Consider the following 14,611-nt stretch of genomic DNA (forward strand, 5'->3'; position numbering starts at 1 on the left):
AAAACTTAGAAATTATGAATATTTTAAAATTTATAGAAACCTTTACTGATGATAGTTTAATGAGAAGCACTGGATCAAGAAGAGACAGTTTTAATCAGTTTGGAAACATAGGAAAAACATTGGCATATGCATCAATACCATTCGGGTTATCTGCAATGGCAAACAAAGCATTAGCAAAAGATATTACAGCAACACCTGCAACCCCAATAGGCGCTTTGCAGTTTGCTTTGACTTTAGAATATCTGGAAAACGAATTTTACGCCATGGCATTAGATTCAGGAGTAATTCCCGCATCAGAAAACGGAGGCAGGGATTTAAAGGTTTTCCAGCAAATAGCAGCACACGAATCCAGTCATGTTAAATTTTTAATTGCAGGACTAGGCGGAACAGCAAGCGCCAATTTTGTTCCAAAGCCTACTTTTGACTTTACCGTTGGCGGTACATTTGATCCGTTTGGTGACTATCCAACCTTTTTAGCATTGGCTCAGGCTTTTGAAGATACAGGCGTAAGAGCCTACAAAGGTCAGGCAGGAAATTTAATTACTACACCTGACTTATTAACTGCCGCATTACAAATACATTCTGTAGAAGCACGTCATGCATCCGAGGTACGCCGGTTACGTGGATTAAAAGGATGGATTTCTAATGACGAAAGAGGCGCAGGAATGCCAGCCGCAACTCAAGCTGTCTACGCTGGCGAAGGAGTAACCATGCAGGCAGGATTTAATACAGCCGCAGCATTTGGAGCAGCAGCAGGATCAGAAGCTTATGATGAGCCACTTACGACACAACAAGTTGTTGACATTGCAAATTTATTTATTGTTTAACAAAATAATTCTAAATATTGAACCACCTTCGCGTTATTGTGAAGGTGGTTTTTTTTTATTGTTTTAAATATAAAACTGATGCCCTGATTTTCAGCAGATAAAATATTCTTTTCAGGTATTTGGTTTTAAAATAATTAATTGTACTTTTGCATCCCCTTTATTGGGGATGGAATGTTTAATTAAAATAATATTATGGACGCATTAAGCTACAAAACGGTTTCAGCTAGCAAAGCCACTGTAACTAAAGAGTGGATTGTTGTTGACGCTGAAGGTCATAACTTAGGACGTCTTGCTTCAAAGGTTGCAATGATCTTAAGAGGTAAGTACAAGCCTAGTTACACACCGCACGTTGACTGTGGAGATAACGTAATTGTTATCAACTCAGAAAAAATTAACCTTACAGGTACAAAAATGAATGACAAAATTTACATGCGTCATACAGGTTACCCAGGAGGACAAAGAACTTTAACTGCTAAAGTATTGCAATCTAAAAACCCTGCATTACTAGTAGAAAAAGCTGTAAAAGGAATGTTACCTAAAAACAAATTAGGAGCTGAACTTTTTAGAAATCTAAATGTTGTTGTAGGACCTGAGCACAAACAAGGAGCTCAAAAACCTAGAACTGTTAACCTAAACGATCTTAAGTAATGGGAGTTATTCACAAAATCGGTAGAAGAAAAACCGCTGTTGCACGTGTATATGTTTCTGAAGGAACAGGAAAAATCACTGTAAACAAAAAAGAATTCGCAACTTACTTTCCAACTGCAACTTTACAATACAAAGTTTTACAACCAATGTCTATGACAGAAAATGTAAACAACTTTGACGTTAAAGTAAACGTTTACGGAGGTGGTTCAACTGGTCAGGCAGAAGCTGTAAGAATGGCATTAGCACGCGTTATGTGTGAAGTAAATGCTGAAAACAGAGCTATCTTAAAACCAGAAGGTTTATTAACAAGAGATCCAAGAATGGTTGAACGTAAGAAATTCGGTCAGAAGAAAGCTCGTAAGAGATTCCAATTCTCTAAACGTTAATATTACCTGTCTTGTACAATGGTACAAGACTCTCAATTATTTATTGAAATTAAAAAACACAGTTGTTGTTGCTCTCCTACCGAGGTAGGAAATAGTTTAGCATCTAAATGTATAAAGCCTGGGAAACCGCCATTTATACATTGCTAATCAACAGAACGTAAACTAGTACAAAAATGGCAAACAAAATAGAAGTAAAAGACTTACTAGAAGCAGGTGTTCACTTTGGACACATGACTAGAAAATGGGACCCAAATATGGCCCCTTACATTTATATGGAGCGTAATGGTATTCACATTATCAATCTATATAAAACTGCAGCAAAAATTGAAGAGGCTAATGAAGCTTTGAAAAAAATCGCTGCATCAGGTAGAAAAATCTTATTCGTAGCTACCAAAAAACAAGCAAAAGACATCGTTGCTGAAAAAGCAAAAGCTGCAAACATGCCTTACATCACTGAAAGATGGCCTGGTGGAATGCTAACTAACTTTGTTACTATCAGAAAGGCAGTTAAAAAAATGTCTTCTATTGATAAAATGAAGAAAGATGGTACTTTCATGACGTTATCTAAAAAAGAGCGTTTGCAAGTTGATCGTCTACGTGCTAAATTAGAGAAAAACTTAGGTTCAATCGCTGACATGTCTAGACTACCAGCTGCATTGTTCGTAGTAGATATCAAAGCTGAACATATCGCAATAAAAGAAGCACAAAAATTAAACATTCCAGTTTTCGCAATGGTTGATACGAATTCTGACCCAAGAGAGGTTGATTACGTTATTCCTGCAAATGATGATGCTTCTAAATCAATTGACAAAATTTTATCTTTAGTTACTGCTGCTGTAATCGACGGTCTTTCTGACAGAGGTTCTGAAAAAGAAACTGAAGCTACAACAGAAGAAGCTGCTGCTCCTGCTGCTGTAGAAGCTGCTCCTGCTGCGCCAGCTGTTGAAGCTGCTGCACCTGCAACTGAAGAATAAATCAAATTTAAATTCCAAATTTTAAATTCTAAAATCCAACCACAAATTAAAAACGTTATGTTGATAATTTAATAAAATTGGAATTTAGAATTTAAAAGATGGAATTTTTACTTTTAACATTAAAATTCAAAATATTATGGCAACAATTACTGCTGCAGACGTAAATAAATTAAGACAATCTACAGGTGCCGGAATGATGGACTGTAAAAAAGCTTTAGTTGAAGCTGATGGAGATTTCGATAAAGCTATACAAGTCCTTAGAGAAAAAGGACAAAAAGTTGCTGCTAACCGTTCTGACCGTGACTCATCTGAAGGAGCTGCTGTTTCTTTTATCAATGCTGACAATACTAAAGGAGCTATCATCACTTTAAACTGCGAAACTGATTTCGTAGGTAAAAATGAAGCTTTCGTAACTTTGGCTAAAGAATTAGTAGAAAGAGCTATTAACTTCTCTTCTAAAGAAGAATTTTTAGCTTCAGATTTCAACGGAATTACTGTTGCTGAAAAATTAATCGAGCAAACTGGTGTTATCGGTGAAAAAATCGAAATCGGTGGTTTTGAAATTTTAGAAGGTGCTTTCGTTGGATCTTATGTTCACGTTAACAAAATTGCTGCATTAACTGCAATTTCTGCTGCAATTCCTAATGCTGACGTTTTAACTAAAGATGTTTCTATGCAAGTTGCTTCTATGGGAGCTGATACATTATCTTACAAAGATTTTGATCCTGCTTTCGTTGAATCTGAACTTGCTGCTCGTATTGCTGTAATCGAAAAGGATAACGAAGAAGCAAAACGTTTAGGAAAAACTTTAAAAAATGTTCCTAAATATATTTCTTACTCTCAATTGACTGAAGAAGTTTTAAAACAAGCTGAAGAAGATGCTAAAGCTGAATTAAAAGCTGAAGGTAAACCAGAGCAAATTTGGGACAAAATCATCCCAGGAAAAGTTCAACGTTTCATCTCTGACAATACTACTTTAGATCAGGAAAAAGCTTTGTTAGATCAAAACTTTATCAAAGACGATAGTAAAAAAGTTGGTGATTACGTTAAAGGATACAACGTTGAAATCACAGGTTTCAAAAGAGTTACTTTAGGTTAATATATTATTTCAATATAAAAAGCCCTGAATATTCATTTATTCAGGGCTTTTTTTTGTTTTAATAATTCTTGTCTTCACTTAGGTTTATAAGATTATTAAAGAGGCTGCAATTTAAGGTTTACATCAAAACAGGAGAACTTTTCCAATGTTTTAAACAAATAGTACAAGGAACTTGTACTTAATCTTTGAAAAAGTTTTTTTACTTGTAAACTTCCCAAACATAGCCCGTGGTTTCAACCACGGAGTGCAATATTATCACGCTTCGTATCGTGATCCCGTGGTTGAAACCACGGGCTATGTTTGAAGATAGAAATTAAATTAGGTTACAACTTTGTCATTTATGAAATGACAAAAATGCGCATACAAACTGTAAAATTGGGTTTTCAAAAAGTTGCTTACACTCTTGATTTAAAACTTTTACAAAGCTTAACAAACCTGATAGACTTGCTACTAAAATCTTTATAATCCACAAATCTGTGGCAAAAAATTCAACACCAAACTCCAAAAAAAATCCCCGAATAATTACATTATCCGGGGACTTCAATTTAAAATTTAATCTTATTATTTTTTATCCTTAATCGGGAAATTTCTAGCACGCATTAAAGCATCAGATTTAGGAGCTCTTCCTCTAAAGTTTTCATAAGCTTTCTCCTGATCAATAGTATTTCCAATACTAAAAACATTATCATAAAGACGTTTTGCCACTTCTTTATCATAAGGCCCTTTACCTTCTGTAAAAGCTTCATAAGCATCTGCATTAATTACATCTGCCCATAAGTAGCTATAGTATCCTGCAGCATATCCATCACCAGAGAAAATATGCCCAAACTGAGGAATTCTGTGACGCATTACAATTTCAGATGGCATATGAAGCGCTTCTAAAGTCTCTTTTTCAAATTTATGAGGATCAATAGGCGAAGTCGTTAAATGAAGCTTCATATCAATCAATGAGCTCGAAATGGTTTCTACAGTAGAAAAACCTTCACCAAAATTAGAAGCTTTTTCAATTCTTTCTACCAATGATTGCGGCAATGGCTGATTTGTTTTATAATGTAAAGCAAACTTATTCAATACCTCAGGAGTAGCCAGCCAATGCTCCAACAACTGAGATGGAAATTCTACATAGTCTCTTGCAACAGATGTTCCTGCCAAACTAGGATACGTTACATTAGAACATAATCCGTGAAGCGCATGTCCGAATTCATGAAACAAAGTCGTAGCATCTTCCCACGAAATCAAAACCGGTTCGTTGGCAGTTCCCTTTATAAAATTACAATTGTTAGAAACGATTGTAAGAACCTCACCATCCATTTTTTGCTGATCACGGTAAGCATTCATCCAGGCACCAGAACGTTTTCCTGCACGAGCATAAGGATCAAAATACCATAATCCAACCACTTTACCCGTGATCTTATTACTTACTTCCCAAACACGAACGTCAGGGTGATAAACAGGAACATTGGTAATTTGTTTAAAGCTTAAATTAAATAATTCACCCGCAACCCAAAACATACCTTCACGTAAGTTTTCTAACTGCAAGTAAGGCTTAACTTCATTTTGATCTAAATCGTATTTTACTTTTCTAACTTTTTCAGCATAATAACGGTAATCCCAAGGCTGAATTTTAAATTTACCACCTTCAGCATCCACAATTTTCTGCATTTCTGCAACGTCCTGATGTACTTTTTCTACAGCAGGCTCCCAAACTGACAACATTAAATCTAAAGTTTTTTTAGGATCTTTTGCCATTTTGTTAGACAAACTCCAGTCAGCAAATGTTGGGAATCCTAATAAGTTTGCTTTTTGCGTACGCAATTGCAAAATAGATACAAGTGTTGCATTGTTATCGTTTGCATTACCATTATCACCACGTTTTACAAAAATATCAAATGCTTTTTCTCTTAAATCTCTACGAGTTGAGAAAGTTAAAAATGGCTCAATAGAAGAACGTGTATTTGCCACACAGCCCATTACATCCAATTTTCTGCTTTTTGCCTCAGCGATTGCAGCATTTTTTACTTCAGCCGGAAGACCATCAAAATCGCTTTCTGTTTTTAAAGCCACATATTGATTGTGTTCTTCTGCCAATAAATTTTGGCTGAATTTTGTAAAAAGACTTGCTAATTCCTGATTAATCTTCGCAACTTTTTCTTTGTCTTTTTCATTTAATTTTGCTCCTTCACGAACAAAATCAGTATAATACAACCAAATTAAACGTTGTTGTTCACTCGTAAGTTTTTTGCTTTCTTTTGAATTATACAACGTCTCTATTTTGGCAAATAATTTTTTATTTTGCAATACTTTATCATTGAAAGCAGACAGCTTAGGAGACATTTCTGTTTCAACTGCATCAAATTCAGGAGTACTTAAAGTAGAACCATAAATTCCGTAAACCGTATAAATTCGGGATATTGTTTTACCTGAACGCTCTAAAGCAGCAATAGTATTATCAAAAGTTGGCGCTTTTGGATTATTTGCGATAGCATCAACCTCATTTAGTTTTTCCTGAATCGCAAATTCAAGTGCCGGTTTAAAATTAGAAACCTTGTATTCATTAAAAGCAGGAACTCCTCCGTAAGGTCCAGTCCATTTTTTAAGCAATGGATTATCAGAATTGTTTTGCGCAGTGGCCGTAAATAAAGTTGTTCCCATGAGAAAAATTGTCATTAATCTTTTCATTATCATTAATTTGATTTAAAATAAAATAAAACATGTTATTGTTTCAAATGTAACCAAAAATCAGCATTCGAAGTAAAATTTTAACTTTCAGATTAGCATCGTACTCAACTTAATTAATAATTATCCATTTCCTGTTATTAAAGAAATAGTTTAAATTTGACCCATCATTTACCACATCACATGTTTAAAACCCGAAAAGAAATTGTTTTTGTAGTCCTTGCAGGCATTTTTATAACCAATGCCGTTGTAGCTGAACTCATTGGAGGAAAATTAATTCAAATTGGTCCATTTGTTATGAGCATTGGTATTTTGCCCTGGCCAATCGTTTTTTTAACCACAGATTTAATCAATGAATATTTTGGCGAGAAAGGCGTAAAAAAACTGTCTTTTATAACAGCATGTTTAATTGCTTATGCTTTCCTACTATTATTTATGGCCATTGTAATTCCGGCTGCAAAAGGAATTAGCCCTGTAAACGACGAACAATTTCAGGCTGTCTTTGGTCAGAGTATGTGGATTATAGTAGGTAGCTTAATTGCTTTTATGGCATCTCAGCTAATAGATGTCTGGATATTTTGGTTCTTTAAAAGACGAACAGGAGAAAGAAAGATATGGCTCAGAACAACGGGATCAACTGTGATTTCGCAGCTATTTGATTCTTTTATCGTTCTTGGAATCGCCTTTTGGTTACCCGGAAAAATTAACTTCGAAACTTTTATATCATCCGGACTAACAGGCTATATTTTTAAACTTTCAGTCGCTGTTTTGTTAACTCCGCTAATTTATCTGGGACATCATTTAATAAAAAAATATCTTAAAGAGGACCCTAATAATAAAGAATAAAACTACCTTGTAGTATGAAAATGACAATTGCCATCTTACTTTTTTCGATAGCCTATTTTTTTACAGGCTGTGGCAACGACGCAAAAAACATATCTAAAAAAGAAAAAACCCATCCTGTAAATAAATTAGAACCAGTTTCGGCAAAAATCTTTAAGAAAACAGCACTCAAAACGGCAGTTCTTCCAAATTCCCAAAAAAAACATACCAATTCTAAAAAGAATATTCTTTCTGAAGAAGAAAATGAATTAAAACCGCAAATTCAAAATCAGCACATTGCAAATAATAATACATTAGATTTCAGCGAAGAGGCAAACAAAACCTTAATGACTTTTGTGAATTTACGCAAAATACTTTCCGGAAGTAAAATTGGACAAACTTTAACCCAGGAACAACTGACTCAACAATTCGAAATTCCGCAAGAAGCCGTTAAACTGGTAAAAAGCATCACAAAAACCGATGATGATGAAATTGCCGTAAAATGGCGTTCGACATGGTTTATAGAAAAAGTCTCCGATGCTAAATTCAAGGATGGCCTCATGAAAATCACTTTCAAAGCCAATAAATTATACACTTCAGGAACTGCAATAGGCATTAAATACGACAAAAAAATTTATAATGAGTTGGTCATCATTGGCCGTTCTGCTTACATTCCCGGCGTAAAAGGATACAGCTGGCAAATAGGAAAATAATGGAAGACAAAATAAGATGCGGTTGGTGTTCTGCCAGCGATTTATACAAAAAATACCATGACGAAGAATGGGGCAGACCCGTTTACGACGATGCATCATTATTCGAATTTTTAATTTTAGAAACTTTTCAGGCAGGTTTAAGCTGGATCACTATTTTAAATAAAAGAGAGAATTTCAGAGCCGCTTTCGATCATTTCGATTATAAAAAAATAGCCCATTATCCCGAAGAAAAAATTGAATCCCTTTTGCAAGACAGCGGAATCATTCGCAATAAACTTAAAATTCGCGCCACCATTTCAAACGCACATGCCTTTATGAAAGTGCAGGAAGAATTTGGAAGTTTCTCTAATTATATCTGGAAATTCACCAACGGAAAACCAATCGACAACAACCCTAAAACACTAAAAGACGTCCCTGCCACTACTCCACTTTCAGACGAAATTAGCAAAGATCTAAAAAAAAGAGGCTTTAAATTCGTAGGCTCGACCGTAATTTACGCTCAAATGCAAGCCACCGGAATGGTCAACGATCACGTCGAAGATTGCTTTACCCGAAAGGGAAAATAGTCACAGTATTTAGTCACAGTATTTAGTCTCAGTCACAGTCTCGGTTTTCAGTTTTTAGAGCTTAATTTTTTAAGTTAAAGACTGAAAACTGAAAACCGAGACTGAAAACTTTAAAAAAAACATTATATTTGCTTCACACTTTAGGGGTGTCTGCTAATAAGCAGGCTGAGATTTTACCCTCTGAACCTGATCTAGTTCATACTAGCGTAGGGAAAAGTAAGATGACTTCTGCGCGCATTTTTATGCGCAATTGTAGCCATTCCTAGAGTAGAGACGCACTATTGTGTATCATCAAAAAACTCTAAAATTCAGAAGGAATGGAACTAAAAATCAACCAACAAATCAAAAAATTCAATGCTGAATCGCTTAGCGTTCAATCATTGCTCGATCTCGAAATTCCCCACAAACAAAACGGAATCGCCGTTGCCATTAACAATACCGTTGTTCCAAAAATAAACTGGAACGAACATCTCGTACACGAAACCGACGAAATTTTAATTATTTCAGCAACGCAAGGAGGATAACAGGCTGCCTAAACGGGCTATCCGTTGCAAGTCCGCAGTCGTCAACCAAAAAAATATAGTCTTAGTAAAGCTTCCGCTGGTCGCTTTCCTAATCCTTATTTTTTACGGTTTCTTCCTTTACGGGCTTTCCACTTCTATCCCTGGCAGAAAAAATAAATTCCAAAAATTAAATTCCAAATTCCAATTACTCAAGAAACACCAAAAAAGACGCACTGCTGTGCGTCTCTACATAAAACATAATCTTCATCAACCTGAAACTTGAAACCTGAAACAAAAAATCTTATGACTACAGAAGAACAAATCTCCAGAACCCCTTTTCCTAACTCCAAAAAAGTATATGTAAAAGGCGAAATTCATCCCATAGAAGTAGCCATGCGCGAAGTAATCCTTAGCGATACCAAACTTTCTAATGGCGGAATCGAAAAAAATCCACCTGTAACAATTTACGACACTTCAGGTCCGTACACAGATCCAGATATTACAATTGACATTCGTAAAGGATTACCCAGACTAAGAGAAGAATGGATTTTAAACCGAAATGATGTAGAGATCCTAAACGAAATCACATCAGATTACGGACAAACCCGATTAAAAGACGAAAGTTTAGATCACCTTCGTTTCGAATATTTACACCAGCCAAAACGTGCCAAAAATGGGGCAAATGTAACACAATTATATTACGCCAAACAAGGCATCATAACTCCAGAAATGGAATACATTGCGATTCGCGAAAACCAGCGCATCGAACTTTTGAACGAGCAAACAAAAGCTATGAAATGCCAGCACAGCGGACATAGTTTTGGAGCCAATACACCAAAAAGTAAAATCACTCCCGAATTTGTACGAAGCGAAGTCGCTTGCGGACGAGCCATAATACCCAACAACATCAACCATCCCGAAAGCGAGCCTATGATCGTTGGTCGTAATTTTTTAGTAAAAATAAACGCTAACATCGGGAACAGCGCAGTAACATCAAGTATCGAAGAAGAAGTCGAAAAAGCAGTTTGGGCTTGCCGTTGGGGTGCAGACACCATTATGGATTTATCAACCGGAAAAAACATTCACGAAACAAGAGAATGGATTATTCGTAATTCTCCGGTTCCTATTGGTACAGTTCCTATTTATCAGGCCTTAGAAAAAGTAAAAGGAGTCGCCGAAGATTTAACTTGGGAAGTTTTCCGCGATACTTTAATTGAACAGGCAGAACAAGGTGTTTCGTATTTCACCATTCATGCCGGAGTTTTATTGCGTTACATTCATTTAACCGCTGATCGTGTTACCGGAATCGTTTCCCGTGGCGGATCAATCATGGCAAAATGGTGTTTATTTCACCATAAAGAAAACTTCTTATATACCCATTTCGAGGAAATTTGCGAAATCATGAAACAATATGATGTTGCATTTTCTCTTGGAGATGGTTTACGTCCCGGATCTATTGCCGATGCTAATGACGCTGCACAATTCGCCGAACTAGAAACGCTTGGCGAACTAACCAAAATTGCCTGGAAACATGATGTTCAGGTTTTCATCGAAGGTCCGGGTCACGTACCGATGCATATGATCAAAGAAAACATGGACAAACAATTAGAGCATTGTCATGAAGCTCCATTTTATACTTTAGGACCTTTAACGACTGATATTGCACCAGGTTACGATCATATTACATCGGCCATTGGAGCTGCGATGATTGGTTGGTACGGTTGTGCGATGTTGTGTTATGTTACACCAAAAGAGCATCTTGGCTTACCCAATAAAAAAGATGTAAAAGATGGCGTAATCACCTATAAAATTTCGGCTCATGCTGCAGATTTAGCCAAAGGTCATCCGGGAGCACAATATCGTGACAATGCTTTAAGCAAAGCACGTTTTGAATTCCGTTGGGAAGATCAATTCAATCTTTCTTTAGATCCTGATACAGCACGAGAATTTCATGACGAAACCCTTCCTGCAGATGGCGCAAAAGTAGCACATTTCTGTTCGATGTGCGGACCAAAATTCTGTTCGATGAAAATATCTCAGGAAATTCGTGATGTCGCTGCAGCTGAAAAAGGTATGCAGGAGAAATCAGAGGAGTTTATTGAGCAAGGGAAAGAGATTTATATCTAAGAATATAGAGAAAAGAACAAAGAGGAAAGACTATGATTGTAATTACAAATCCTTCTGCTATTGCAAATGAAATCAGCACTATCGAATCTTTATTTGAAGAAGGATTGTCTTTGCTTCATATTCGGAAACCTGATTTTTCTGAACTTGAAATGGCACAATTTATTCATATAATAAGATTAGAATTCCGCTCTAAATTGGTTTTGCACAATCATCATGAATTAGCAGAAGATTTTGGGATTAGCAGAATTCATTTTTCTGAAAAAAACAGACGAAATATTTTTTCAATTAGTTCAGATCAAAAGATTTTGTCAACATCAACACATTCTATTGAAGATTTCAATTCTTTAAAAAATGATTTTGATTATGCATTTTTAAGTCCTGTTTTTACAAGTATTTCTAAAGAAAATTATCATCCAAAAACCAATCTTTTTGAAGCTTTAAAACGAAGAACAAATCACAAAATAAAAGTGATCGCTTTAGGCGGAATTGATGCTAAAAACATCAAAGAAACATTAGAAAATGGTTTTGATGATATAGCACTTTTAGGAACAATCTGGAATAATGAAAACCCAATAAAACAATTCAAATTATGTCAACAAATCGCCCAATCGCACTTAGTATAGCAGGTTTTGACCCCATTGGTGGTGCAGGTGTTTTGGCGGATATCAAAACATTTGAGCAACATCAGGTGACCGGATTTGCCATCACAACGGCGAATACTATTCAGACTGAAAATGAGTTTTTTGAAATTGAATGGACTGATTTGAATTTTGTTACCCGATCAATTGAGACTTTATTCCAAAACTATAAAATCAAAGCAGTAAAAATTGGGATTGTTCCTTCGTTAGATTATTTAAACCAAATTCTTTCGACAATAAAAACAGTATCTCCAATAACGCAAATTGTTTGGGATCCGGTTTTAAAATCAACTACAAATTTCAACTTCATCGCAATTGAAAACCAATTGGAGTTGAATAAAATACTATCCAAAATTGATTTGATTACACCCAACTATAATGAAGCAAAAATTTTATTTCCAGATTTTATTTCGAATCAACTTGGGCTTCAAAAAGGAATTCCATGCGCTATTTTATTAAAAGGCGGGCATAATCCTATTGAAATTGGAACCGATCGATTATTTCTGAAAAATGAAATTATCGATTTACTTCCGTCTAATAAAAAATGCTTTGAAAAACACGGTTCTGGCTGTGTTTTATCCTCTGCCATTGCCTCAAATCTGGCTTTAAATAAAACGCTAACAGAAGCTTGTAAAAATGCGAAAACCTACATAGAAAAATTCCTGAGTTCAAATTCAACTTTAATCGGACATCATTATGTATAACAAATTACAATACATCTCACAAGGCAATACAATCGAAGAACAATTGTACAATATTCATCAGGCACTCGACGCAGGATGTGATTGGGTGCAAATGCGATTTAAGCAACAAACTGAAAAAGATACATTCGCTCTGGCCGAAGCGGTAAAATTTTTATGCGAAGAATATCTCGCCAATTTTATTGTAAACGACAATCTCTATCTCGCTCAGCAAATTGCTGCCGACGGAGTTCACTTGGGCTTAACCGATATGAATATTGCAGAAGCACGAGCTATTTTAGGCAACACTAAAATTATTGGAGGAACGGCAAATACTTTTGAAGACATTGAAGATCATGTAAAAAATGGCTGTAACTATATTGGTTTGGGACCTTTTAGATTTACAGAAACCAAAGAAAAACTAAGTCCGATTTTAGGATTATCAGGCTATTCTAAAATCATTCACAAACTAAAAGATAATAAAATCCAAATTCCCATTTACGCTATTGGAGGAATTACATTAAACGATATAAATCCGTTAATGGAAACAGGAATTCATGGTATTGCCGTTTCCGGTATGATCACGAATAATGATCAAAAAAAGAGATTAATTCAACAACTAAACGAAAAGTTATATGCAAACGTCATTGTTTAAAATTGGAGACAAAACCTTAACCTCCCGCCTATTTTTAGGAACCGGAAAATTTGGTTCGAACCTTGAAATGGAAGAAGCCATTTTAGCATCAGGAAGTGAATTAGTAACTGTTGCCCTAAAACGCATCGATTTAGAAACCGAAACCGATGCTATTTTATCGCATTTACACCACCCAAATATTCATTTATTGCCGAATACTTCGGGCGCGAGAAATGCCAAAGAAGCTGTTTTTGCTGCTCAATTGGCCAGAGAAGCTTTAGAAACAAATTGGTTAAAGCTAGAGATTCATCCCGATCCAAAATACTTAATGCCGGATCCTATAGAAACTTTAAAAGCAACCGAAGAACTGGCTAAACTTGGTTTCTTTGTTTTGCCTTATATTCATGCCGATCCTGTTTTGTGTAAACATTTAGAAAATGTGGGAACAACTGCTGTAATGCCTTTGGGCTCACCAATTGGCAGTAATAAAGGTCTTAAAACAATAGATTTCCTGGAGATTATAATCGAACAAAGCAATGTTCCCGTAATTGTTGATGCCGGAATTGGCGCACCATCTGACGCTGCAAAAGCAATGGAAATTGGTGCCGATGCTGTTTTGGTCAATACTGCAATTGCCGTTGCAGGAAACCCAAAATTAATGGCAGAAGCTTTTGCAGCAGCTGTTATTGCAGGACGAAAAGCATTTGAAGCCCGAATTGCTCATCAACAAAATTATGCCGTGGCTTCTAGTCCTTTGACTTCTTTTTTATATGACTAGTTTTTAATCTCTCGCAGATTTGGCAGATTGAGCAGATTTATAAAATTTAGCAAAATGCAAAAAAAATCTGCTCAATCTGCCAAATCTGCGAGAAAATTATTTTTTTATATAAAGTAGGAAATTTCATTAAATTTGATTTAAAGTTAAAATCATTATTATGTCCGAAAATGAAATTTCATATAAAATACGAGGTGCTATTTTTACAGTTTATAATACTTTAGGTCCCGGATTATTAGAATCAATTTACGAAAGCGCTTTATATTATCAATTAAATAAGGATGGATTAAACACCATCAAACAAGTTAATCTACCCGTTAAATATGATAACGTAGAATTAGATATCACTTTTCGATTAGATCTATTGGTTGAAGACAAAGTAATTGTTGAATTGAAATCTGTTGATGAATTGAAATCCATTCACTTTAAACAATTAAATACTTATTTAAAACTAACAAATAAAAAACTCGGGTTATTAGTCAATTTTAATTGCACAAATATTCTAGATAATATACATCGAGTCGCAAATAAAATCTAATCTAT

At 35.4% G+C, this 14,611-nt stretch carries 16 protein-coding genes and 1 riboswitch; of the genes, 15 read left to right on the forward strand and 1 reads right to left on the reverse strand.

Annotated elements, in window-relative coordinates:
- The first annotated feature begins 14 nt into the window (after window positions 1-14).
- From FLP_RS02915 to tsf, 5 genes are all read left to right on the forward strand, one after another.
- Window positions 15-827 carry a ferritin-like domain-containing protein gene (locus tag FLP_RS02915; RefSeq protein ID WP_065448037.1) on the forward strand — a complete coding sequence of 271 codons (813 nt, stop codon included), beginning with the start codon at window positions 15-17 and terminating at the stop codon, window positions 825-827.
- Window positions 828-1,019: 192 nt separating this feature from the next.
- On the forward strand, window positions 1,020-1,475 hold the full coding sequence (gene rplM / locus FLP_RS02920; protein ID WP_065448038.1) for a 50S ribosomal protein L13: 456 nt from the start codon (window positions 1,020-1,022) through the stop codon (window positions 1,473-1,475).
- Window positions 1,475-1,861, forward strand: a complete 387-nt coding sequence (gene rpsI / locus FLP_RS02925; RefSeq protein ID WP_007808909.1) for a 30S ribosomal protein S9 — start codon at window positions 1,475-1,477, stop codon at window positions 1,859-1,861. Before rplM ends, rpsI begins: the two co-directional genes overlap by 1 nt.
- Window positions 1,862-2,034: 173 nt before the next feature.
- Window positions 2,035-2,835: a 30S ribosomal protein S2 gene (gene rpsB, locus FLP_RS02930; protein ID WP_065448039.1), complete on the forward strand. Its 801-nt coding sequence runs from the start codon at window positions 2,035-2,037 to the stop codon at window positions 2,833-2,835.
- 136 nt (window positions 2,836-2,971) lie between these two features.
- Entirely contained in the window at window positions 2,972-3,934 is a 963-nt protein-coding gene (gene tsf, locus FLP_RS02935; protein ID WP_065448040.1) for a translation elongation factor Ts, read from the forward strand.
- Between the two features lie 561 nt (window positions 3,935-4,495).
- Here tsf and FLP_RS02945 read toward each other — a convergent pair.
- Window positions 4,496-6,613, reverse strand: coding sequence for a M3 family metallopeptidase (locus tag FLP_RS02945; RefSeq protein ID WP_083195780.1), 2,118 nt, complete (start codon window positions 6,611-6,613; stop codon window positions 4,496-4,498).
- Window positions 6,614-6,793: 180 nt separating this feature from the next.
- Here FLP_RS02945 and FLP_RS02950 point away from each other — a divergent pair, with 180 nt between their 5' ends.
- The 10 genes from FLP_RS02950 to FLP_RS02995 all read left to right on the forward strand — a co-directional run bounded on the left by FLP_RS02950 (window position 6,794) and on the right by FLP_RS02995 (window position 14,606).
- Window positions 6,794-7,456 (forward strand): queuosine precursor transporter, encoded by a 663-nt coding sequence (locus tag FLP_RS02950; protein WP_065448042.1) that lies wholly within the window; start codon window positions 6,794-6,796, stop codon window positions 7,454-7,456.
- Between the two features lie 14 nt (window positions 7,457-7,470).
- Entirely contained in the window at window positions 7,471-8,145 is a 675-nt protein-coding gene (locus FLP_RS02955; protein ID WP_065448043.1) for a hypothetical protein, read from the forward strand.
- Window positions 8,145-8,711, forward strand: coding sequence for a DNA-3-methyladenine glycosylase I (locus tag FLP_RS02960; RefSeq protein ID WP_065448044.1), 567 nt, complete (start codon window positions 8,145-8,147; stop codon window positions 8,709-8,711). The genes FLP_RS02955 and FLP_RS02960 overlap by 1 nt, the downstream gene beginning before the upstream one ends.
- Window positions 8,712-8,843: 132 nt before the next feature.
- Window positions 8,844-8,941: riboswitch (TPP riboswitch) on the forward strand.
- An 87-nt stretch (window positions 8,942-9,028) separates the two neighbouring features.
- Window positions 9,029-9,235, forward strand: coding sequence for a sulfur carrier protein ThiS (thiS, locus tag FLP_RS02965; RefSeq protein WP_065448045.1), 207 nt, complete (start codon window positions 9,029-9,031; stop codon window positions 9,233-9,235).
- A gap of 282 nt (window positions 9,236-9,517) precedes the next feature.
- Window positions 9,518-11,341: a phosphomethylpyrimidine synthase ThiC gene (gene thiC, locus FLP_RS02970; protein WP_065448133.1), complete on the forward strand. Its 1,824-nt coding sequence runs from the start codon at window positions 9,518-9,520 to the stop codon at window positions 11,339-11,341.
- Between the two features lie 32 nt (window positions 11,342-11,373).
- Window positions 11,374-11,964, forward strand: a complete 591-nt coding sequence (locus FLP_RS02975; protein ID WP_065448046.1) for a thiamine phosphate synthase — start codon at window positions 11,374-11,376, stop codon at window positions 11,962-11,964.
- Window positions 11,931-12,683 (forward strand): hydroxymethylpyrimidine/phosphomethylpyrimidine kinase, encoded by a 753-nt coding sequence (locus tag FLP_RS02980; RefSeq protein WP_065448047.1) that lies wholly within the window; start codon window positions 11,931-11,933, stop codon window positions 12,681-12,683. The genes FLP_RS02975 and FLP_RS02980 overlap by 34 nt, the downstream gene beginning before the upstream one ends.
- Window positions 12,676-13,314 carry a thiamine phosphate synthase gene (locus FLP_RS02985; protein ID WP_065448048.1) on the forward strand — a complete coding sequence of 213 codons (639 nt, stop codon included), beginning with the start codon at window positions 12,676-12,678 and terminating at the stop codon, window positions 13,312-13,314. The genes FLP_RS02980 and FLP_RS02985 overlap by 8 nt, the downstream gene beginning before the upstream one ends.
- Window positions 13,295-14,071, forward strand: a complete 777-nt coding sequence (locus FLP_RS02990; protein WP_065448049.1) for a thiazole synthase — start codon at window positions 13,295-13,297, stop codon at window positions 14,069-14,071. The genes FLP_RS02985 and FLP_RS02990 overlap by 20 nt, the downstream gene beginning before the upstream one ends.
- 157 nt (window positions 14,072-14,228) lie before the next feature.
- A complete protein-coding gene (locus FLP_RS02995; RefSeq protein ID WP_065448050.1) occupies window positions 14,229-14,606 on the forward strand; it encodes a GxxExxY protein in 378 nt (125 codons plus the stop codon).
- Window positions 14,607-14,611: the final 5 nt, after the last annotated feature.

It is taken from the genome of Flavobacterium piscis, from assembly GCF_001686925.1.
Taxonomy (GTDB): domain Bacteria; phylum Bacteroidota; class Bacteroidia; order Flavobacteriales; family Flavobacteriaceae; genus Flavobacterium; species Flavobacterium piscis.